Source organism: Embleya scabrispora DSM 41855 (assembly GCF_000372745.1).
Lineage (GTDB): Bacteria > Actinomycetota > Actinomycetes > Streptomycetales > Streptomycetaceae > Embleya > Embleya scabrispora.
The window spans coordinates 24,572-47,983 of sequence record NZ_KB889701.1; the positions used below are offsets into that span (position 1 = coordinate 24,572).

Here is a 23,412-nt window from a genome sequence, read left to right on the forward strand (position 1 = left end):
CGGTGGCTGTGACCGGGGAGTCCGGGGTCGGGTGCGCGACGGCCGAGGGGCTGGTTCCCGGAATGCGCGCGCCGGTCGAGGCGTTGCCCGCGATCGTGGACCAACTGCCGCCCGGAGGACCCGACTTCGTCGGCCGCGCCGACGAACTCGACACCATCTACGGCTGGGTGACCGGACCCGGCGCGGCGATCCCCGCGCAGCTCGCGCCGACCGACCCCGAACACCCGGGCACCACCCGTACGGTGTGGCTGCCTCGGGATCGGGTGGTCGCGATCACCGGACCGGTGGGCGTGGGTCGCACCGAGTTCGCGGTGCGGCTGGCCCACCGGCTGGCCCCGCACTTCCCGGACGGCCGACTGTATGCCCGCCTCACCGGGCCGCGCGGCGAGCTGATCCCGCCCGGCGACGTGCTCGAATCGATGTTGTACGCGCTCGGCACGGTGGCCATACCGTCCGCCCACGAGGAACGCATCAGGCTTTTTCGGCAGCATCTGGACGGGAAACATTTCCTGATCCTGCTGGAGGACGTGACCGGGACCGCGCAGCTGCGCCCGCTGCTCCCGGAGAGTCCCACCGCGCTGGTGGTGACCACCTCGGTGTCCCCGCTCACCGGGCTCGGCCGGGCCGCGGCCGTGCGGACCTGCGCGCTGGACATGCTGGACGCGCGCGCCTCGGCCGAACTGCTCGGCAACCTGGCCGGACACACCCGGGTGGCGTGCGATCCGCGCGCCGCGGACGAGCTGGCCGCACTGTGCGACTTCCACCCGGCCGCGCTACGGATGGCCGGTGCCTGGTTGCGGGCCCGGCCGCGCTACGCGATGGCCGACGTGGGTCGCCGGTTGCGGGCCGAACGGTTGCGGTTGCACGAGCAGGCCGGCGACGACCTCGCGGTGCGCGCGTGTTTCTCGCTGATCCACCGCGAACTGGTGCCCTCCGCCGCGCGGCTGCTGCGGCTGCTCGCGCTGGTGCCCGGGCGCGAGTTCGGTGCGGACGCCGCCGCCGCGCTCGCCGACTGCGGGCCCGACGCGGCCACCCGGTCGCTGATCGAACTGCGCGAGTTGCATCTGCTGGAGCAGGGCTCGGTACCGGGCCGGTTCCGCTTCCACGACCTGGTGCGCGGCTATGTACAAGAGCGCCTGGACGCGGAGGAGCGGCCGGGCGAGCGACGCAACGCGCGGGTGCGCCTGCTCGACCGGTACGTGCGGCTGGCCCGCTCGGCCGAGCGGATCATCGTCGGCGCGGACGGCCCGGATCCGGGTGCCGACGTGCGCTTCGAGTCCGCCGACGAGGCCCGCGCGTGGTTGCGTGACGAGCGGCCGGAGCTGCTGGCCGCCGCCCGGGTCGCCGCGGCCGCCGGCCTGGACGCGGCCACCCGCCGGCTGGTCTCGGTGCTGACCCGGCTGCTGGACCGCCGCGCGCACTGGAGCGACGTGCGCGAGCTGCACGAACTCGCGCTGACCACCGCACGCCGGGCCGGTTCCGGCCGGCAGGAGGCGGTCGCCCTGCTCAACCTGGGCAATCTGCACGTCGCGCGCCAGGAACTGGAGGAAGCGCTGTCCTGCTACCGCGCGGCCCTGGAGGTCTCCCGCGGACTGGGCGACCCGGCCGGCGAGGGCCGCGCGATGGTCAACCTCGGCAACGCCTACGCCGACCTGGGCGACCTGCAGCGCGCCGCGGACTGGTACGACCGCTCGCTGCTGCTGCGTCGCACCATCGGCGACGCGGCCGGCCAGGCCCGGGTGTTGTCCCACCTGGGCCGGCTGCACGCGCGGATGGGCCGATTCGAACAGTCGATCCGCGACCACCGGGCCGCGCTCGGGGTGCGCCGTCGGATCGGCGACCCCGCCGACATCGGCCGGGTGCTGACCGACATCGCCGCCGTGCTCGGCGAAGCGGGCCGCGCGCAGGAGGCGCTCGCGGTCTATCGGGACGCGCTGGAGGCGTTTCGGGCGGCGGGCGACGAGCGCCTGGAGGCACTCGCCCTGTTGCAGAGCGCCGAACTGGCGCTGGAAGCCGGCGACGTCCGGGACGCCCGCTTGCGCCGCCGGCAGGCATTGGCCCTGCTCGTGGACGCGGGCGCGCCCGAAGTCGACGAGGTTCGTCGCTTCCTGGGTGACGAATAGCGGCCCTGCGGGTACTCGCTCTCGTCCATCTTTCCCGGGCGCAACCTACGAAATAGACAAGCGGTCGACCCCTCACTGCCACTTTGTAAGGTTGGCGGGGCGTTCCAACCGCACTAAGCTAGGAACACCACGAGGTTCGGCGTGCATTCGCATGCCCGGGCTCGCTGGTGCCCAACCCTCTGTCGACAGGACTTGATAGCCGTGAAGGTCGGTATCCCCCGCGAGGTCAAGAACCACGAGTACCGCGTGGCGATCACGCCCGCCGGCGTGCACGAGCTCGTGCGCAACGGTCACGAGGTCTACATCGAGCACGACGCGGGCGTCGGCTCCTCCATCCCGAACGAGGAGTATGTGGCCGCGGGGGCGACCATTCTCCCCACAGCGGACGACGTCTGGGCGACCGGCGACCTGATCCTCAAGGTCAAGGAGCCGATCGCGTCGGAGTTCGGGCGGCTGCGCAAGGACCAGACGCTCTTCACCTACCTGCACCTCGCCGCAGGTAAGGAGTGCACCGAGGCCCTGCTCAACGCCGGCACCACGTCCATCGCGTACGAGACGGTGCAGCTGCCCAACGGCGCGCTGCCGCTGCTCGCCCCGATGTCCGAGGTGGCCGGTCGGCTCGCGCCGCAGGTCGGCTCGTACCACCTGATGGCGCAGGGCGGCGGTCGCGGCACCCTGATGGGTGGCGTCTCCGGTGTCTACGCCGCGAAGGTCGTCGTGATCGGCGCCGGTGTCTCGGGCATGAACGCGGCGGCGATCGCCCTGGGCATGCAGGCCGAGGTGCTCCTGCTGGACCGCAACATCCAGGCGCTGCGCGACGCGGACCGGATCTACCAGGGCCACCTGCAGACCGTCGCCTCGAACACGTACGAGATCGAGAAGGCCGTGCTGGACGCGGACCTGGTCATCGGCGCGGTGCTGATCCCGGGCGCCAAGGCCCCGAAGCTGATCACCAACGAGCTGGTGTCGCGGATGAAGCCGGGCTCCGTGCTCGTCGACATCGCGATCGACCAGGGCGGCTGCTTCGAGGACTCGCACGCCACGACGCACGACGACCCGGTGTACAAGGTGCACAACTCGATCTTCTACTGCGTCGCGAACATGCCGGGCGCGGTCCCGCACACCTCGACCTACGCGCTCACCAACGCGACGCTGCCGTACATCGTGCAGCTCGCGAACCGTGGCTGGCGCGACGCGGCGAAGGCGGACCGGGCACTTGCCCTCGGCCTGTCGACGCACGAGGGTCGGCTCACGAACGCCGCGGTCGGCGAGGCGCTCGGCCTGCCGGCTGTGTCGTTGGAAGACGTGCTGGGTTAGGACCGGCCATTGGCCACAAGCGCCGGCCGGGCCGGGTTTTGCTCGGCCGGTGCTTGAGGGCTGCGGATCGGTCGGCCTCAAGCGCCGGCCGGGGCGGATTGCCTCGGGCCGGATTGGTTGGTTCGGTGCGGGGACAAAGGTGACCCCGGGCCGAAGACGGCCGCATGCCGTACACCCCCAATGACGTGGGTGTGCGGCATGTGGTGTTTTGGGGCCGGAACGGGGTCGTGGACGCGGTGGTCGGGGCCTGTCCGGCTCGGGTGACGGGTGAGCGCGGGGTGGCGCGGAACACGTTGCTCGCCATCGGCGGGATCCGCGACGTTACCCCTCTTGTCCGGATGCGCGCGGGGTGTGTCCGGGCGCACCCGTCCTGGAGGCGCTCGACGTGTATCCGGTGCGGGCCCGCCCCGAACTCGCCGCCGCCGGGCGCGGCGGCACCGCCGTCCACCTCAACGCGCGAGGCCGCGGATCGTCACGGCGGAGCGGCTGCGCGGGCGCCGCCGCCGGACCCCATCTCCCCGCGTACGCTGCGGCGTTCGTTCGCCACGCATTTGCTCGACAGTGGGGCCGATGTCCGGGTCGTCCAGGAACTCCTGGGTCATTCCTCGGTGTCCACGACCCGGGTCTACGGGCGCGAAACCTTCGACGGGCCCCGTCATGTGTACGCAGGATCCCACCCTCGGGCGCTTGACTAGATCGCCTCACATGTTGCATGCGTCGGGCGGTTCGCCTTGCTGCGACCGTCCGCAACGCCATAGAGTCGCGATCCGTCGGCAAGGATTCAGGCTGACGAAGCAAGAAATGACCTGGTCGGCAAGGAGGTAAGACGACTTGTGAACGAGTCGACATTTGCTCCCGGGGGTGCCCAGCCAGGGGCGGCGCCGGGCCGTGCAGCGCCGACTACCTCTTCCTACGGGCCCGCCGACGGCCCGCAGGACCAGCAGGGGACGCGCACGGACAGCGCCGTTCAGGCGGGCCAGACTGCCCAGGCCGGGCAAGACGGGCTCGATGGTCCGGACGCGCACGAGTACGCCTACGACATGTACTACTACGACGACGAGTTGCGCTACGCCGAGGAACTGCGTGGCGGACCGTTCGACCCCGACGCGGACTACGAACCGGATCCGGAGTACGCCGCGACTCTCGCCCCCGACGCCGCCACGCAGCGGCGCGAGCGGGTCGGTCCCACCGGCCGCGCCCTTCCGTACTTCCCGATTCCGGCGCCCGTGAGCGAACACGGCCCGGCGAAGATCATCGCGATGTGCAACCAGAAGGGCGGCGTCGGCAAGACCACGTCGACCATCAACCTGGGTGCCGCGCTGGCCGAATACGGTCGACGAGTGCTGCTCGTGGACTTCGACCCCCAGGGCGCGCTGTCGGTGGGCCTGGGCGTCAACCCCATGGAACTCGAACTCACCGTCTACAACCTGCTGATGGAGAGTCACCTCAGCGCGGACGACGTCCTGCTGAAGACGATCATCCCCGGCATGGATCTGTTGCCCAGCAACATCGACTTGTCGGCGGCGGAGGTGCAACTGGTCACCGAGGTGGCTCGTGAGACCACGCTCTCGCGCGCGATCCGGCCGCTGGTCAACGACTACGACTACATCATCATCGACTGCCAGCCCTCGCTCGGTCTGCTCACGGTCAACGCGCTCACCGCGGCGAACAGCGTCATCGTGCCGCTGGAGTGCGAGTTCTTCGCACTGCGCGGGGTCGCGCTGCTCACCGAGACGATCGAGAAGGTGCACGAGCGGCTGAACCCCGACCTCGTGCTCGACGGCATCCTGGCGACGATGTACGACGTGCGCACCGTGCACGGCCGGGAGGTACTGGCCCGCGTCACCGAGGCGTTCGGCGACCAGGTCTTCCACACCGTGATCGGACGCACCGTCAGGTTCCCCGAGACCACCGTCGCGGGCGAACCGATCACCACCTACGCCTCCAACTCGGTGGGCGCAGCCGCCTATCGCCAACTGGCCAGGGAGGTGCTCGCCCGGTGTCGCGCCGAGTGAGTCTCCCGGGTGCCGACGAGCTGTTCCGGACCACCGGTGGTGCCATGCTGCGGCAACAGCAGCAGAGCGCCGGCGGGGATTCGGGAGAGTCGCGCGGCACCGTACCCGCGCAGGTTCCGCCGGTCGGAGCAGGCTCCGAGGGCACCGAACGACACGAGTCGTCCGGTCCGGACGGCGGCCCCGGCGAGGCCGAACAGCACGCCGTGCAACATCCCGTGCCCGGCCGCCGCGAGGCGCCCACGCCGTCGGGAGCGTCCTCGATGTCCGCCGCCGCAGCGGGCGTCGACCCGAACGCGCGCCCGGCCCACCGCCGCACACGTGCGCAGCGCCGCCCGAGCGGGCGCGAGCGACACGACGAGAAGATCACGGTCTACGTGTCCGCCGAGGAACTGATGGACCTCGAACACGCGCGCCTGAGCCTGCGCGGCGACTACGGCCTGGCCGTGGACCGCGGTCGGATAGTGCGTGAAGCGGTCGCGGTGGTCCTGGCCGACCTGGAGGCGCGCGGCGAGGCGAGCATTCTCGTCCGTCGACTGCGTGGCTCTTAAGCGACATTCGAGCGAACCCGGCCGCGGCGCCGGCTTCGCGAAGTCTCGACGGACCCGCCGGTCCCCTGAGTGGCCCAATTCGGACCACCGCCCGGCGGGTCCGTGCCGTTTCCCGCAGTCGCGGCCCGCACCATTGAGCGCACCATGTCCAACAGCAACGGTCCCGCCCCCAGCCGACGCGCGCTCGGGCGCGGCCCGGGTCGGCCCGCCGCCCCCCAGGGGCCGGCCGCGTCGGGCGTGCAGGCGGTGCCGGAGACCGTGTCGCAGCCCGGCCCGCCCGCCGTACCCGCTCCCGCCCCGGGGCTCCCGGCGGACGACGGCACCGGCTTCCGGGTCAACCTGGCCAACTTCGAGGGTCCGTTCGACCTGCTCCTGGGCCTGATCGCCAAGCACAAGATGGACGTCACCGAGGTCGCGCTCTCCCGGGTCACCGACGAGTTCATCGCCTGGATCCGGGCCCGGGGCGCGGACTGGGATCTGGGCCAGGCCACCGAGTTCCTGCTGATCGCGGCGACCCTGCTCGACCTGAAGACGGCCCGGCTGTTGCCGGCCGCCGAGGTCGAGGACGAGGAGGACCTGGCCCTGCTGGAGGCCCGGGACATCCTGTTCGCGCGGCTGCTCCAGTACCGGGCGTACAAGCAGATCGCGGGCATCCTGGAGGAGCGCTGGGCCCGGGAGTCGCGCCGCCATCCGCGCGAGGTGGCGTTGGAGCCGCGCTACCGGGACCTGCTGCCCGAGGTGGTGATCACCACGTCGCTGGAGCGATTCGCCCGGCTGGCGGCCAAGGCGATGACCCCCAAGGCACCGCGGATCGTGTCGATCGACCACATCCACGTGCAGCGGGTGAGCGTGCGCGAGCAGGCGGCGATAGTGGTCGAGCGGTTGCGGCGCACCGGCAGCGCGACCTTCGCCGAGTTGGCCGAGGACGCGCCGGACACGCTGCACGTGGTCGCCCGCTTCCTGGTGCTGCTCGAACTCTTTCGCGAGTTGGCGGTGGGGTTCGACCAGGTCGAGGCGTTGGGCGAGCTGACCGTGCGATGGACGGCCGGGACGGACGAGGACGTGGTGGTCGGCGACGGGTTCGACGAGTTCGACACGGTGGTGCGCGAGGGCGAGGAGGACGCGTGAGCGACGACGAGGGATTTCGGCTCGAGCCGGGCGGCGAGATCGCGTCGGAGCCGGCGGCCGATGCCGCCGCGGTGTCGCGGCCCGAGCGGCCGACCCCCGCCGAGGCCGCCGTGCCCGCCGCGCGGGTCGCCCGGGGCAAGACCCCGCCGCCCGCCCTGCCGGTGTCGGACAGTCCGCTCCCGGCGGCCCTGGAGGCCATTTTGATGGTGGTCCAGGAACCGGTCTCCGAACACCTGCTCGCCGAGGTGCTCGACCACCCGCTCGCCGACGTGCTGGCCACGCTGCGCACGCTGTCGCTGGAGTACACCGCCCAGGGCCGCGGCTTCGACCTGCGCGAGGTGGCCGGCGGCTGGCGGTTCTACAGTCGTCCCGAGCACGCCGCCGCGGTCGAGCGCTTCGTCCTGGACGGGCAGCAGTCCAAGCTGACCCAGGCCGCCCTGGAGACGCTCGCCGTGGTCGCCTACCGCCAGCCGGTCAGCCGCGGCCGGATCTCCTCGGTGCGCGGGGTCAACTGCGACGGCGTGATGCGTACCCTCCTGGCGCGTGGCCTGGTGGAGGAATACGGCATCGAATACGAGACCCAGGCCACCCTCTACCGCACCACCGAGTTCTTCCTGGAGCGGATGGGCCTGCGCTCGCTGGACGAGTTGCCGGAATTGGCCCCTTTCCTGCCCGAGATCGAGGCGCTGGAGGCGGAGAGCGGGGGGGCTTGGGACGGCTTCCCGCACCGCGCGGCGTCCCCGGTTGCGCGGAGCGGGGATACTGGGAGGGATACCGGGGCGGTGCACGCCGACCTCGACGACGGCGAGACGACTACGGAAGTTTGATGGCACCCACCAACAGGCAAGGCTCCGGCGGCAACGACCGAGGCAACGAACGCTCGGTGAACAAGCGCGGGGGCACCGGGCGCGGCAGCAACACTCCGCAGCCCCGCCGGGTCGCCGACGACAATCGTCGAGGCGGCGCGGGTGGGCAGCCGAAGTCGGGCGCGGCGGGTGGCAAGGATCGCCGCCCGTCGGCGAGCACCGGTCGCCCGGACCGTCGCCCCACCACGATGCGCTCCACCGAGCGCAACGAGCGTGAGAAGCAGGAGGGCGTTCGCCTGCAGAAGGTGATGGCGGACGCGGGCATCGGCAGCCGTCGGCACTGCGAGAACCTGATCGAGGCGGGCCGGGTCCAGGTCAACGACGAGCGGGTCACCGAGCAGGGCAAGCGGGTCGACCCGGACACGGTGGAGATCAAGGTCGACGGGATGCGCATCCCGACTCGTCCGGCGGAGACCTACATCGCGTTCAACAAGCCGACCGGCGTGGTGTCCACCATGTTCGACCCGGACGGCCGGTTCACCATCGCCGACTACATCACCGAGTTCGAGCAGCGCCTGTTCCATGTCGGCCGGTTGGACACCGAGACCGAGGGCCTGATCCTGCTCACCAACCACGGCGAGCTGTCCAACCGACTGACCCACCCTCGGTACGAGGTGCGCAAGACCTACCTCGCCTCGATCCAGGGCCCGATCCCGCGCGACCTGGGCAAGAAGCTCAAGGCCGGGGTCGAACTGGAGGACGGCGTCGCGCGTGCCGACAGCTTCCGGATCGTGGACAGCGTCGGGAACAACTTCCTCGTCGAGGTGGTGCTGCACGAGGGCCGCAAGCACATCGTCCGGCGGATGCTGGCCGAGTTGGGCTTCCCGGTCGAGCGACTGGTGCGCACGCAGTTCGGTCCGATCCAGCTGGGCGACCAGAAGCCGGGCCGCACCCGCAGGTTGTCCAACGAGGAGATCGGCCTGCTGTTCCGCCAGGTCGATCTGTAGTCGCCGGCGCGGCGTCTCGGCAACGGCAGCCAACTGCCCCGACGGCCGCAGCGGTTCCACTTCCGAGTGGAACCGCTGCGGCCGTTGTTCGTATCTGGCCGATTCGGTTCCGCCACACTGCCCGATGGTGCATCGTGGAAGCCCGCACGGGGGTGCACGGGCATTGGCTGATAACGGTTCGGAACCGAGCGTGTGCCAGTGATCGCGAACGGTGCCCGTAACCCCCCACGTTGCTGCTAGAAACGTTGCCGAATACCCGAGGTGTGCCTCGCGCCCGCGGGGCCGACAGCAGGGGGGACGCCACTTTGGTGCTGCCTGTCCGCCGGGGAGCGCCACGGCCGGCGCCCTCCACACGGCATCCACGACGGTTGGCCACCGCAGTTCTGCTCGGCGCGCTCGCACTGGCGCTGACCCCCGGCGCGGCCAGGGCGGCGGATCCCACGGTGGGGGATCCGAGCCTGAAGGTCGCGCCGATCTCGTACGCGGTCCTGGTCGACGAGTCCGGCAGCCTCAAGGGCGCCGATCTGGACCGGGAGAAGGACGCCGCCGCGCTGGCCGCGATCGGCGAACTCTCGCCGGAATCGCGGGTGGGGGTGATCGGCTTCGGCAGCGGCGCCGACGGGAAACCGCCGGTGGACGTGGTCTGCGAGCCGACCGCGGTGTCCGATCCGGCGGCTGCCCGGTGCGCCGACAAGCTGCACGCGCGCACCGACCAGGAGGGCAACAACACCGACATCCCGGCCGCGATCCGGCAGGGCGTGAGCATGCTGGCCAAGGCTCCCGCCGGGCAACCCAGGGTCCTGTTCGTGCTGACCGACGGCGCGATGGCGGTCGCGCCCGGCGAGGGCTACGGCAACGACGCCGCGCGCATCCCGGGTGAGCTGGACAAGGGCCTGGGCACCGCACTGGCCCAGGCGAAGGCGGCGGGCGTACAGATCTGGCCACTGGGCTTCGGCAGCGCGATCGACGCCGCACAACTGGCCCGGATGGCGGATGGCGGCGCGCCGTCGATGTGCTCGGAACGGCCCGAGGACAAGCCCAAGGCGATCACGGTCAAGGACTCCGGTGAGGTCGTGCAGACCCTGCGCAGGGCGTTCGCGACCGCGCGCTGCGCGGGGGTGACCCAGACCGACTCGACCGAAGTGAACGGCGAGGCCGACCTGCACGTGACGATTCCGGCGATCGCCACCGACGTGGTCATCCAGGTGCAGAAGGCCAACGAGCGGATCGAGACCACGTTCTTCGACCCGGACGGCAAGCAGGTCGACAACGCGCCCGGCACCGAACAGCGCGGGCAGGGCTCGCGGACCGAGACGCTGCGGATCACCGATCCCGTGGCGGGCAAGTGGCGGATCCACCTCAAGGCACCCGCCGGCTTCTCCGGACCGGTCAGCGCGGCCGCGCTGTGGCAGGGCGTGGTCAAGTCCTACGTCCAGCTCAACCCGCCCCAGCCGAGCGCGGGCGAGTCGGTCAGATTCAGCGTCTTCCTGCAGACCCGGGAGAAGAACCTGACCGATCCGGCCGCGCTCAAGGGCGTCACGGTGTCGGGCCACGTCGAGGGACCCGGGCTCAAGGCGGACATCCCGCTCCGGCCCGGCGACAAGGGCGAGTTCTTCAGCGACTACAAGATCCCGGGCGACACCACCGGCCGGGTCGGCTTCACCGGCACGATCAGTGCACCGGGCGTGGCCGGCACCCGTGAGGTCAAGACGGTCACCCTCGGCGGGGGACCGGCCGCGGTCTCGGCCGAGATCAAGTGGGGCGACGGCACGATCGAACCCGGCGGCAGCGTCGCCGGCACCGTGTCCTGGAAGGTGAACGACGCCAAGCCGCACACGCTGCGGGTGGTCGCCGACTTCCCGGCGAACACCGGGCTGCGGATCACCGGGGCCGAGCAGCGGGTCACGGCCGGCTCCGACAAGTTCGATTTCGAGCTCGCGTTCGGCAAGGACATCGCCAAGGGCGACCACACCGGCCGGGTCAGGGTGTTGGACACCACCGACGGCGACAAGGTGCTCTTCGAGACCACCCGCACGGTCACCGTCGAACCGCCGCCCGGCTTCTGGGACGAGTACCTGTGGCTGGTGATCGGGGGCGTCGTGCTGCTCGCGCTGCTGCTCGCACTGCTCGCCTTCCTCGCCAAGCGGCGCGGGCGGGCGCGTCGGATCGGACCGATCGCGCTGCGCCTGTACCGCGACGGGCAGCCGATCGGCGTGGAGACCCGGCCGCTGGACGAGCGCGCCGAGGCGATGTGGTTCCGGCTGGACACCACCGGCTTCCCGCCCCAGTTGATCCCGCTGTACCAGCACGAACCCGGAACCGCGTGGATCGTGCGGCGGACCGCGGCGACCGGCACTCTGGACGTGGAGACCCCGCTCGGCACCCACCTGCACCTGGACTCGGGCCGGCCCACCGAGATCGAGCCCGGGCTCGCGCTCGGCTTCACGGACGACCGGGTCCACAACGCGGCGCCGCCGAGCGGGAGTTCCGGGTCGGGCGAGCCCTACAGCCCGTACGGCTCCGCCGCGCCCGCGGCCGCGCCCCCGCGGCCGTACGGCGAGGGAGCCTACGGATCCGACCAGCCGTACAACCCGTACGGTCCGTACGGCTCGGGACCCGCCGCGGATCCCGGAGCCGGCCCGGGCCCCGACGACACCACGTTCGGCTACGGACCCCCGCGCTAGTGCCGTTGCAGTACCAGTCCCGGACGCGGGGGTCCGGGCACCTGAACTCGCACGTCACGCACTTTTCGAGGAGGGCCCGTGGCAGCGCAAGGCCGCAGGGGCATGTCCATCCACCAGTCCATGCTGTTCGTGGGCCTGGGCGGTACCGGATGTCTGATCGGAGCCGAACTCGAACGACGGCTGCGCGAGGAACTGTGCGGTGCCGACGGCACCGGCTTGATGCAGCGGCTCGGTGGCCAACTGGCCCCGTACCAACTGCCCAACTGCATCCAGTTCGTCTACGCCGACCTCAACGAGAACGAGTTGCAGCGCCAGCGGCTGCGTGCCGCGCCGCCCGCGCACCGGGCCGCCGCCGACCGCAACGCGCACCTGACCACCCAGCTGGTGCCGCCGCTGAACACCTATCCCGAGGTGGCCCGTTCGTTGCGGATCAACGCGGCGGAGGAGACCATCCCGTGGTTGCCCGCCCGGGAGGGCGAGCCGCGGGTGACGCCGCTGCGGCGCGGCGCGGGGCAGTTGCCCACCGTCGGGCGCGCGGCACTGTTCGAGACCTTCCGGCACGGACTCGCGCCCGCGATGGACCCGTTGCGCCGCGCGGTCGGCCTGATCAGCAACGGCAACGACCACCTGATGGCGCTCAGCGGCAGCCAGAACAACCGCAACACGTGCGACGTGTTCGTCGCCTTCTCGATCGCCGGCGGCACCGGTTGCGGGATCTTCTACGACTACCTGCACCTGATCGGCGAGGCGTTCTCGCAGGGCTACGACGGGATCAAGATCTACCCGCTGGTGCTGATGCCGTCCGCGTTCGACGAGGAGCGCGGCGGCGGGCGACCCGCGGTGCTCAACGCCGGTCGTGCGCTGCTCGACCTGTTCCAACTGGTCGACGACCAGAACGGGCAGTACGCGCAGGAGGAACTCGACACCGGGCTCGGCGCGCCGGCGGGCAACCTGGCCGTGCGCTATCCCGGTCTGGAGTCCACCCGGCTCAAGGCCGGCACCGTCCAGACCGGCTTCCTGTTCAGCCGCACCAGCGGGATCGAGCGCGAGGACCTGCACCGCTCGGTGGTGTCCCTGGTGATGTCGCTGATCGGCACCGGGCTCAACCCGGGTGGGCCCGAGTTGGAGAACGCGGTCATCCAGGGCGACCTGTACCAGTCGTTCGCGGACAGCTTCATCAACGAGGGGGTCCGCCGGGAGGTCCCGGCGCCGAGTGGGATCGGCGCCTGCGGGGTGTCCACCAGCCTGGTCGCCTCGATGACCGTACCGGTGGACGAACTCGCCGACATCGTCGCCGGCCGACTGCTCGCCCAGGCCGTGCGCGATCTGACCTCGGACGTCCGGGTGTCCTCCGAGGCCAACCTGGAGCAGATCAAGTCCTTCATGTCGGTGTCCGGCCTGGGCGAACTGTGGCTGTGCGCACCGCCGCACGTGGCCGATCCGTCGCCGGCCAAGGGTGCGGCGGCCATCATGCAGGCGCTCAACGCGCGCACCCGGGCGATGGAGCAGGCACTGCGCCAACAGGAGGCCCAACTGCGGGCGCACACCGCACAGTTGGCCGAGGAGTTCAACCACGCTCGCGGGATTCGACAACTGCTCGCCGACGGCGACCTGTTCCGGGCCCGCCGGGTGCTCTTCGGCGACCGGCGGCTGTACAGCGACACGGACCGGCCCGGGGTGGCCGGGCTGCTCGCGCACTGCAGCACCGAGCCGACGCCGCCGCCCGGGATCACCGTGAACGCGCCGCACATACCCGCGATCAAGGACCGCGCGGGCGGGGTGGTCAAGGCCAAGTGGGGCGACCCCGAGGTGCAGCGCGCGCTGGGTGCGCAGCAGCAGTGGTTCGAGTGGCGGTCACGGCGCAACTGGCATGCCCAGTGGGGCGGTCAGGCCGAGGTGTGGGATCGCAGGATGATCTACCTGCGGCACGTCGTGGACGGCCTGGGGCAGGCGTTCAACGACCACCGCGACCAGGAGGAGGCGAACTTCGGCCGGGCCACCCGCGAGTTGTACCGCCAGCGCTCCGGGGTCTCCTACCTGCTGCCGCCGCAGGGCAACCTGGAGTCGTTCTACCGCCAGGTGTTGCGCCGCTTCGTGGACCGCGAGCGGCTGCCCGAGACGGCCGGCGCCGCGCAGATCGTCGGCAAGCTGCTCGGCGCGGGCATCTGGCAGCGCGCCTACGAGCTGGGCGAGGAGCGTGAGGGCGGCCCGGCCGCCGTCACCTACGTGCGCGACCAGATCAAGCAGCACGTCAAGACCCTGTTCGTGCAGGCAGGCGAACTCAACGCGCAGCCGCTGCTGCCGCCGGTGCGCGATCTGCTCACCCGCGCGGCGACCCGGCGCGGTGCCGCGGTGGGCGAGGAGGACCTCGAACAGTTCGTGCAAAAGCTCGCGGGCATGCTGCCCAACGGCTTCTCGCCCGAGGGCAGCGGCGAACTCAAGGTGCTGATCGCCCACCCGGGCACCTCGCACGACTCGGACGTGCGGCAATACCTGGAACGCATGCTGAACATCCCCAATGAGCCGTCCCGCAAGATCGAGTTCCGCGCGGTCGAGCAGGAGTCGATCGTGGTGGTGCTCTTCCGCAGCGCGATGAGCCTGACCGAGGTGCCCGAGGTGCGCCAGGTGCTCGCGCAGTGGTCGCGCTCGCTGGACCGACAGGATCCGGTCGACTTCCTCAAGTGGCGCCAGCGGCTGGGCTTCACCTACGACTGGCTGGCCACCACCGAGGGTCATCGGGCGTACATCCTGCACCGGCTGCTGTGCGCGATGTGGAACGGGCAGGTCGAGGTCGCGCGTGGGGACCGGTCCTCGCCCGAGGTGATCGACATCCGGCTGCCGCACGGGCCGACCGTGATGAAGCTGCCGCTGCGCCCGTTCGACCGGGCCTCCTCGTGGGGCAGCCTGCTGCGCGCCTACGAGGAGTGGACGCTGACCGACGACGCCTCGGTGCGCCGGGAGTTCGCCAAGCAGCTGATGCTCACCTATCCCGAGGGCCTGGGCTCGCGGGTGCGCGAACCCTCGCCGCTGTACCGGCACTTCGTGCACGACGTCGCGCCGCGCCAGGTCAAGGTGCTCAAGGAACTGCGCGACCGGTTGCCGGAGCGCAGCCGGGGCTGGGCGGAGGAACTGCTGCGGCTGTGGCAGGTCACGCTGCCCGCCGCACTCGACCTGTCCTTCTCGCACCAGGGCGCCAACCGGGACTCGCTGCGCGAACTGGACCACGCCGAAAGGGCGGCGGACGACGACGAGGTGTTCGGCGGGCGCGGTGACGTGCGTGACCGGGGGCCGCGGGACCGGGATCGGGACCGGAACGAGCGCGGCAGCGTGCGGGACCGGGATCAGGGTTGGGACGAACGCGGCAACGAGCGGCCTCGGCGGGCTGCCGAACGGGTGCGCGACGACGACCGGGACGACCGTGACGACCGGGAGGAGTGGGCCGAGCGACGGGAGTCGCGACCGACGAGGCGAAATCGGGACGACCGGGATGACCGCGGCGACCGCGGCGACCGGGAGTGGGAGCGGCGGGCCGGACGCGAGTCGGGTGGTCCGGTGTTCGACAAGGGCGACCCGGATCGGCGGGACGGCCGTGAGCCGAGGGAGCCGAGGGGCCCGCGGGCATGGCGGGACGAACAGGAGCGGGACGAGCAGGGCCCGAGCGGTCCGCGCGAGTGGCGCGACCGCGCGCCGCGTGACCCGCAGGAGTGGGGGCGGGTGCCCGAGTTGCCGGAGACCGGCGATCTGGGCCGGCCGAACCTGGACAAACCCGAGCGACGCGACCGCGGCCGAGACGATCGGGACGGCCCGGACCGGCCGCCGGCCGCCGAGCGAGGGACCCGGCGGGAGCCGTACGACCCCTACGATCCGTACGACCCGGGGGAGTCGCGCGAGAACCGCGGGCCGCTGGGGACGCGGGGCGCGGGCGATCCGCACGACCCGTACCGGGCCCGCGACGCACGGGGCCCGTTCGACCCGCGTGACGGGGCCGGGCGCGACGACGCGGATCCCGAGGACCGCACGGTGCGGCTGGACGGCCTGGACCGGACCCTGCCGCTGCCGGACGAGCACGACGAGCGCGAGACGCCCGGGGGTGGCTGGTGACCGACTCCGTCGACGCGGGCGCGCCGCGCCCGCTGGTGGTCGTGGTCGACCTGCGCACCGAGTACGAAGCGGTCATGGCGGCCCGGCGGTTCGCCGACGTGCAGACCGCGTACGCGCGTACCCGGGTGCCCGCCGGCACCCTGAACGTGGCCGCCGACCGCGTGCTCGTGCTCGACTCCGTGGACGACCTGGTCGCCCACCGGCGGGCGTACGAACGCATCTTCGGCGGCGACTACATCAAGGTCGTGTGCGTCGCGGTCGGCTCGCCCGTGGACGGCTCGATCGTGCTGCGCCGCCCGGGCCAACTCGTCGGCAGCGACGCGGCCACGCTGTGGGTCGGCGACGTCCGGGGCACCGACTGGGAGCCGGGCCGGGCGCCCGGGACCACCCTGCGGCCGGACGACGCCGACGCGCTCGCCCCGCTGGTCGACGTGCTCACCCAGCCCGAGGTGTTCGATCACGTGCTCGCCGGGGTGACCGAGATGCCCCGCTCGATCGCGGCGCCGGGGCTGAACGCGTTCGTGCACCGGATCCGCGACGACGCGGTACAGCGGGCCCGGATCCGCGCGGCGCAGCGGCTGGTCGGTGCCGAGGGCGGCGTCGACGAACCGTGGCCCGAGCCGCTCGCGGCTCTCGCCGACAACCAGGGCACCGGGCTCGCCGCGGTCGGCGGCGGCATCCGCGAATGTGTGCGCGCCGACAGCCCTCTGGGTGCCCGGTGGGCGCACGTCGACCAGGGCTTCGGGCAGGCGCAGCGGCGTCTGTCGCTGCTGGCCGGCCCACTCGCGCTGTACGGCTCGGCCGGCCGCGACGGGCGATCGATCCACGATCAGGTCGTCGACTCCGCGACCGCGCTGGGTGAATACCGGGACCTGGTCCGGCAGACCGTGGGCCAGGGCACGGCCGGCTTCGACGCGGACGCGCGGGCCTGGCTGGACCAGATCGGCGTGCTGATCCCGGAGCCGCCCGGACTGAGCGTGACCTCGGTGGCCGCGGCGCTGCGCGAGCGCACCGCCGCCGCCTTCGACCGACCCGAGGGGTTGCGCGGACTGGCCGAGAGACTGCGCGAGTTGGCCGACCGGGTCGGTCCGGGCGCGGGCGCCTCGCGGGCGTTCGAGGTGGATCAGACCTGCTCGGACGGCTTCCTCGGGCACTACCTGCGCCCGGCCGCGTTCCCGCTCGGTCCGGCCCACATCGGGGTCGTCGGCGGGCTCCTGGTCGGCTCGTTCCTGACCGCGCTGTGGCCCGCCTTCGCGGTGGTCGGCGCCACCCTCGCGGTGCTGCTCGCGGTGTTCGGGTCGACCCTGATCGCGCTGCGCCGCCCCGACCGCGGGGGCGGCGCGATGCTGCCCGCCGAGGCGTTGTCGATGATCGTGCCGGCCGGCCTGGTCGCGCTGATCGGCGCGGTCGGCGGAGTGCTCGCCGGGCGCGCGTGGGGGCCGCCGACCGGCGTCGGCCCGCTCGCCCTCGTGCTCGGCCTGGCCGTGCTCGTCGTGCTGCCCGGGGTGGACTGGACGGTGCGGGTGCGGCGCTGGGAGCGCACGCTGGCGCTCGGCGCGGCCGGTCGGGCGCTGCACGCACTGCACGCGCTGCTCGTCCGCACCGTGTGGAACGACTGGGCACTGGCGGGTCCGCGCCGTGAGGCGGTGGACCGGGCGATCGTGCTGGCCGCGCTGCTGGAGGAGAGCGCCAAGGTGCTCGCCGAGGACGCGACCGCGATCGAGCGGCAACTCGTGCGTGAGCCGGCCGGTCCCGAGCCGACCCCGACGGGATACGACACCGGCAGCCCTTTGCCGCCCGGTCGGCCCGCACCGCCCTCGACGCCGCCGCCGAGCGCGGGCCCGAGTCTGTACGACGTCGTGCTCGGCGACCTGGTGGACGGGCTGCATGCCGCGTTCGAACCGATGTGGTCGCTGCTCGAAGGGGATCCGGCGGAGGCGTCCCGGCAGGGCGCGGAACGCGAACTGCGGCGCGTGTTGCGCTCGTACGCCGACCACCTCGCCCACCACGGAGTCCAGGCCGCGCCGCCGTTCGCACGTCGCAGGAAGGACCGCCCGCATGTCGGCAACACGGCCGGCGGCGACGCGGACCGGATCGCCGGACTGCTCGCCCTGCCCGCGGACCGGTCCATGCTGCAACTGTGCGCGACCGACCAGTTGATGCTGCTCGACCACGTCCCCACGCACATTCGCAGTGTGCGCTTCGCGCCGCGCGGGGTGCGCCCGGCCGTCCGCGAGGCCCTGCGCGAGCGCGGCGACGGGCAACTCGTGGACCACGAGCTGGTGTGGACCGGGGCCGGCCGGATGGCCGGGGTGCTGCGCCTGCTGCCGCTGCTGCCGGGTTCGGTGGACGACGCGCGGATGTGGGAGGAAAGCGTCGACGGCGCGCCGGGCGGTGGCCCGGACCACGCGGGCGGATCGGCTGCCCGCCGCGACGACGGACGGGCCTCGTGAGCACGGCGGGAGCGCCCGGGCGGCCGGGCGAGTCCGGGGAGGAGAAGCTCGGATACACCGACCCCGAGGGTCGATCGGTGGAGCGCCGCGTCGAGTTCGGCCCGGACCGACCGGCCGCTTCGGGCCGTCCCTTTCGCATCCGCGACGTTCGGGACGTGGAGGACGGCAGCACGTTCGTGCAAAAGCGGCTCGCTCCGCTGGACGCGCGGCGCCGGATCGGCGCGGAGGCGGGCCTGGAGACCGAGATCCGGGTGCTGCTGCGGCTCGCGCGCACGTTCGGGCCGGCCGACCATCCGCGCGAGCTGGCCCGCATCGCCGGGCACGACTTCGACGGCGTCGAGCCGTTCCTGCTGCTGGAGGCGGTGCCCTGCCCGCCCGCCGAGGATGTGGTGGGCAAGTTGCTGACCGAGGAACAGGACGCCTTTCGGCGTGCGCTCTTTCGCACCGTCCGCCACCTGGAGACGGCCGGTGTCGTGCACGGCGACCTGACCCCCACCAGCGTGCGCTGGCAGCGCGAGCAGCGCCGGCTGTACATCGCCGACTTCGACCACGCCGCACTCGCGGGCGAGCCCCGCAGCAGCCTGGGCACCGCGCTGTGGGCCGCGCCGGGCCCACTGCGCGGACCCGGACCCGCCGACCCGCGCGACGATCTGTGGTCGGCCGCCCAGGTCGCCTACCACGTCACCGTCGGCCGCCCGGTTCGCCAGGGCATGGTTCCGGCCGGGGTGGAGAGCCAGGGTCTGCTGTTCGACCTGTTCCAGGGTGTGTTCGAGACGGACCCGCAGCGTCGACCGAGCGCGGCGGAGCTGCTGCGCCGGCTCAACGAACCGGACCCGTACGTGCATGGCCACGCCCACTACGACCCGCTCGCCGAGGGCCGGCGCGGCTACGAGGCGGCCCTGCAGCGCAAACGGCAGCGCATGCCCCTGGCGGGCCAACCGGCGCCGCCGGCCGCCCCCGACGCCCCGCCGTCCGCCTTCGTCCCACCGCCGGGCGGCGTCCCGCCCAAACCGGCGAACCCGCCGGTCACCGAGCCGAGGCCGGGCCGGTTCCGGCTCTTCGGAAAGAACCAACCGAGTTGAACGCGACGGCAGGTGAGGTCGGCTGATGTTGCATCAGATCGTGTACCGCTGGGACCCCGACGGGTTGCTCGGGCGCCGCGGCATCGTCCCGGTCGCCACGTCCCTGGGCCGCGACGACCTCTTCGGCTGGCACACCCGCACCCGGCTGGCCGACGCGGTCACGATGGACTACGGCGACCCGGCCTGCCCGGCCTCCAGCGTGTGTCTGCTCGACACCCCGCTGGGCGTCGCGCTGGTGCGTCGCGCGTTCACCGCCGACGCTCGCCGGCAGCGGCTGAACAACTCCGCGCACGTCCTGGTCGGCCCCCGGGACAGCATCGCGCCGTTCGACGCCATCGCGTGGGGCTCGCTGGAAGCGCGGGCCCCCGGCGCGCTCGACCCGGACCGGGTCCCGGCCGGTTACGGCCTCAAGCCGCTCGCCGACGAGCGGCTCGCCGAGGCGTTCGAACTCGCCGCCGGCGGCCTGCACGAGCGGGCCCGCCGGCTCGGCGACCCGCTGGAGGTGTTCACCGCCGCGGTGCTGCGCCGGCCCCGGGCCAAGGTGGCCCTGCTGCCGGCCACCGCCGAGGACGCCACGGCGCTGCTGTGGGGCCTGCAACACCTGCTCACCGCGCTACTGCCGGGGCCGTGGACGTTCTCCACGTTCGAGGTCGACGACACGGCCCCCGATCCCAAGGGCGCACCCCGCTTCATCACCCTGCCCCGGGGGCCCGGTAGCGGGCCCGGGACCCGGGTGCGGGTCGATCTGACCGGCCGCGACGAGCCGTTCGACGCGTATCGCGAACTCGCCCGGCGCATGGTGAAGCACTACGTGGGCGAGGGATGGGCGGGTTTCCACCGGCTGCTCAACGTGCCCACCGAGGTGCACACGATGCCCGAGGCGACCCGGGTGGAGGAGATCCGGGGCCGGTTGGACGCGCTCGGCGCCCGCCAGGAGGCGCGGACCAAGCCGCGCACGCCGCCCGGGACCCGCTCCGAGCCACCGCCGGAGGAGGGCACCCGACAGACGCCCCGCGTGCCACCCCAGGCGCCGCCTCCCGGCGCCCAACCGACCGCCGCCCCGGCGGCCGGTCCCATCGACCCGAATCGACCCGAGGTGCGCTGCCCCTACTGCCTGGACCTGATCCGGTGGAACGAGAACGATCTCTACGAGCGCGACGAACGGCTGCGCTACGAACGGGTGAACCTGAGCACGGTCACCGACCCGGTCAAGCGGCACGACCGGCTGCGCGCGACCTTCATGCGCTGCCCCAACCCGGCCGGGGACGAGGAGCGCGAGCACTACCTGCCGACCAACTACCTGATCCACGAACCGCCGCTGGTGATCGGGCTGATCGGTGACGGTCTCTCCGGCAAGACGCACCTGCTCGCCGCGATGATCGCCGAGATCGACGCCGGCGGGTTGCGTCCGTACGGCGTCACGCATCAGCCGGTGGACCCCGATCAGCATCAGGACTACCTGCGCAACCGGGTCGACCCGCTCCAGCGCGGGACCATGCTCGCGACCACGGTCAACCACCAGGGCAACCTGGTGCAGTTCGCCGACGCGCTGCTGCTGCGCTCGGCCGGCCGGACCCGGCCGATCGCGTTCTTCGACGTCAGCGGCGAGGACTTGGCCAGGGGTGGCCGGGAGATGCAATTCCTGGCCGCTGCCGACGCGTTCGTCTTCGTGGTGGACCCGGTGGTGGCGGTCGACCTGCCGGAGTTGCGCAGGCTCACCGGCGACGGCGACGATCCACCCGGTACGCGCCGGGGCGACCGGACGTTCGCCGCGGTGATGGACCGGCTGCCGCGTACGGCCGAGTTGCTCGGCCAGCCGGTCGCGGTCGCGGTGACCAAGTCCGACCTGATCCGGTTCGAGCCGCCCGTGGACGCCTGGTTGGGCTCGCAGCCGCCCAAGCCCGGACGGTTGGATCCGGCGAGGGTGGCCGCCGAGAGCCGCGACGTGTACTCCTTCCTGTACGCCCACGACGCGGTGGCCTGGCTCAGTCCGTTCGAGGAATTCCGGCGCTGCACGATGCACTTCGTGTCGGCCACGGGCGCCCGGGACCGGGACGGCCGCTTCCCCGGCGGCATCCGGCCGCGTCGTGTTCTCGAACCCGTCGTGTCGATCCTGGCGATGTGCGACATGCTCGATCAGGCCGGGGTCGAGCGCGTGGGGGTGTGAGATGGCGTCGGAGACCGGAGCGGACGAGCGGGATCCGCTGGATCAGGTCGTGTATCGCTGGAGCTACGGGGATCTGTTCGGTGGCCAGGGCATGGGCCCGGTCGCCGCCTCGCTGGACCGCGAACGGCTGCGGGAATGGGACCGGGGCCTGAACAGCCATGTCTCGATGGACCGTTCGCTGCCGGAGACCCCCGACTGGAGCATGTGCCAGGTGCACCTGCCGGGGGACCGGCATGCGCTGATCCTGCGCGAGGCCGCGATCCACGCCAGCAACCGGCCCGGCAACAACGCGCACGTGCTGCTCGACCCCGAGCGGATGATCCGGCCGCACACCATGCTGGCGGCCGTATGGCTGCACGACCGGTACGACGGCGGGCTGACCGGATCGGGGATCCCGAGCCTGGACGTGCGCGAAGACGTGGCGCTGGGTGGGGTGTCGATCCGCCCGGAGGCGTACCGCGTCGACGTGCACGAGACGATCCGCGCCCAGGCGCGGGAGCATGCGGAACTGGTCGAAGTCGTGCTCGCGGCGGTGATGCGCAACGAGGGGCAGAAGTTCACGCTGCTCACGGAGCATGTCGGTGAAGGCATCGTGCCCGTGCTGTGGGGGGTGTTCGATCTGGCCCGGTGGGTGGCGCCGGGAGGCAGGACCTTCTCCACGTACGAGACCAGCGACGCGGCGATGAAGCCGAGCTTCGTGCTGGTGCCGCGCTGGCCCAATACCCCGGAGCCGGCGAACCGGGTCCGGATCGTCCCGGCCGCCGAACCGGGGCAGGACGTGTTCCGGCTGGCCGCACGGATCCTGGTGCGGCGCTACTGCGAGTGGTCGTGGGAGGAGATGCTGGGCACGCTGCGGGAGCTCAACGACGCGGTCGGGACCCATGCGTCGAACCCGGAGCGGGCCAACCACGTGCTCGAACCCGCCCGTGGGGCCACGCCTGCGGTGCCGGCGACCGGCCGGGTGTCGCGGGACGACCCGGCGGGTGAGGTGGACAGCCCGGTCGTGGGGTGGTCGAAGCTGGGGTATTCGCAGGACCTCCAGACGACCGAGTACACGGACACCTGGACCCAGGAGCACGACGAACACGACGAACACGACGAATACGATGCGTATGACGAACACGATGAACAGGGCGAGTCGGGCGAATACTTCGATCCGGACGCGCCGGATCGGGCGGGTGCCTACGACGCGCGTGCCCGGCGGGACGCCCCCACGGCGGGGGGCTCGGGCGGTGCGTCCGCATCGTGGGCGGACTGGATCGGCAGCGGTCCGATCGTGCCCGGGCCGACGCGTCCCGATCGGCCGACGACTCCGGCGGGGTCGACCCGCCGCGAGGCCGGCGGGTCGACGAACCGTCCCGAACTTCCGCAGGACACGCCGGCTCGGTCCGCGCGAGGCAGGTGGGACTGGGACGCGTGGGACGACTTGACGGCGACCTGGGACGGATTCGTGGCGCTTGGGCAGGCCGCCGAACAGATGGCCGAGGACGGCCGGGAGACCCGCCGGGTCGGCAAGGCGATCGATCGGGCCGACACCGGATCGCTCGCGGTCGCACTGCTGCTCGTCGAGCGGCCACTGCTCGAAGCGGTGGTGCGAAGCCTGGCCGTCCGGGTCGATCGCGAGTACGCGAATCCGCGGCGTGAATGGCGCTCCCTGCGTGCCTACGCCGAGGTGCTCGGACGACTGCACGAGGGCCTCGCCGCCGTGGCCGGCTGTCGGCTGGAGGAGGACGTGCTGCACGCCCTGTTGTGGAAGATGACCCGGATGGTCGCCGAGGACAGCGATCGGTTCCCGTACTTCGTCGCCGGCGTCGCGGGCACGGTCATGCGGCTTCGCACGTTCGACGGAGAGTGGGCGCGGTATCAACGCGTCCTGGTGGACGCGATGTCGGCCACCGACTGCTATGGGCCGTTCCAGCGCGAATGCGGTCGGCTCCTGATCGAGGAACTCGGCATCACGCCATACAGGATGGAAGCGTAG

General features: G+C 72.2%; 14 protein-coding genes. All 14 read left to right on the plus strand.

Annotation, left to right across the window (positions count from 1 at the left end):
* The first annotated feature begins 2 nt into the window (after nucleotides 1–2).
* The 14 genes from A3IC_RS59220 (at nucleotide 3) to A3IC_RS0139540 (ending at nucleotide 23,412) form a co-directional block, all read left to right on the plus strand.
* A complete protein-coding gene (locus tag A3IC_RS59220) occupies nucleotides 3–2,123 on the plus strand; it encodes a tetratricopeptide repeat protein (RefSeq protein ID WP_158696287.1) in 2,121 nt (706 codons plus the stop codon).
* Between the two features lie 201 nt (nucleotides 2,124–2,324).
* On the plus strand, nucleotides 2,325–3,440 hold the full coding sequence (gene ald / locus A3IC_RS0139480) for an alanine dehydrogenase (RefSeq protein WP_020555591.1): 1,116 nt from the start codon (nucleotides 2,325–2,327) through the stop codon (nucleotides 3,438–3,440).
* Between the two features lie 338 nt (nucleotides 3,441–3,778).
* Nucleotides 3,779–4,135, plus strand: a complete 357-nt coding sequence (locus tag A3IC_RS73805) for a tyrosine-type recombinase/integrase (protein ID WP_281174566.1) — start codon at nucleotides 3,779–3,781, stop codon at nucleotides 4,133–4,135.
* A gap of 345 nt (nucleotides 4,136–4,480) precedes the next feature.
* Nucleotides 4,481–5,455 (plus strand): ParA family protein, encoded by a 975-nt coding sequence (locus tag A3IC_RS0139485; protein ID WP_020555592.1) that lies wholly within the window; start codon nucleotides 4,481–4,483, stop codon nucleotides 5,453–5,455.
* A complete protein-coding gene (locus A3IC_RS0139490) occupies nucleotides 5,440–6,003 on the plus strand; it encodes a hypothetical protein (protein ID WP_020555593.1) in 564 nt (187 codons plus the stop codon). The genes A3IC_RS0139485 and A3IC_RS0139490 overlap by 16 nt, the downstream gene beginning before the upstream one ends.
* A gap of 144 nt (nucleotides 6,004–6,147) precedes the next feature.
* Nucleotides 6,148–7,131 (plus strand): segregation and condensation protein A, encoded by a 984-nt coding sequence (locus A3IC_RS59225; protein WP_040877900.1) that lies wholly within the window; start codon nucleotides 6,148–6,150, stop codon nucleotides 7,129–7,131.
* Nucleotides 7,132–7,334: 203 nt separating this feature from the next.
* The gene (scpB, locus tag A3IC_RS63280) at nucleotides 7,335–7,958 is read left to right on the plus strand and encodes an SMC-Scp complex subunit ScpB (RefSeq protein WP_245599790.1); all 624 of its coding nucleotides are present in this window, start codon (nucleotides 7,335–7,337) and stop codon (nucleotides 7,956–7,958) included.
* A complete protein-coding gene (locus tag A3IC_RS59235; RefSeq protein ID WP_020555596.1) occupies nucleotides 7,958–8,944 on the plus strand; it encodes a pseudouridine synthase in 987 nt (328 codons plus the stop codon). Before scpB ends, A3IC_RS59235 begins: the two co-directional genes overlap by 1 nt.
* A 368-nt stretch (nucleotides 8,945–9,312) precedes the next feature.
* Nucleotides 9,313–11,628: a VWA domain-containing protein gene (locus A3IC_RS63285; protein WP_020555597.1), complete on the plus strand. Its 2,316-nt coding sequence runs from the start codon at nucleotides 9,313–9,315 to the stop codon at nucleotides 11,626–11,628.
* A 78-nt stretch (nucleotides 11,629–11,706) separates the two neighbouring features.
* Complete coding sequence (locus A3IC_RS59245) at nucleotides 11,707–15,729, plus strand: tubulin-like doman-containing protein (protein WP_205354590.1); 4,023 nt, start codon at nucleotides 11,707–11,709, stop codon at nucleotides 15,727–15,729.
* Nucleotides 15,726–18,182, plus strand: a complete 2,457-nt coding sequence (locus A3IC_RS69210; protein WP_020555598.1) for a hypothetical protein — start codon at nucleotides 15,726–15,728, stop codon at nucleotides 18,180–18,182. The genes A3IC_RS59245 and A3IC_RS69210 overlap by 4 nt, the downstream gene beginning before the upstream one ends.
* Entirely contained in the window at nucleotides 18,179–19,264 is a 1,086-nt protein-coding gene (locus A3IC_RS72755; protein WP_026219270.1) for a protein kinase domain-containing protein, read from the plus strand. Before A3IC_RS69210 ends, A3IC_RS72755 begins: the two co-directional genes overlap by 4 nt.
* Before the next feature lie 25 nt (nucleotides 19,265–19,289).
* Entirely contained in the window at nucleotides 19,290–21,431 is a 2,142-nt protein-coding gene (locus A3IC_RS63290) for a TRAFAC clade GTPase domain-containing protein (protein ID WP_052174021.1), read from the plus strand.
* Between the two features lies 1 nt (nucleotide 21,432).
* Nucleotides 21,433–23,412, plus strand: coding sequence for a hypothetical protein (locus tag A3IC_RS0139540; protein WP_026219271.1), 1,980 nt, complete (start codon nucleotides 21,433–21,435; stop codon nucleotides 23,410–23,412).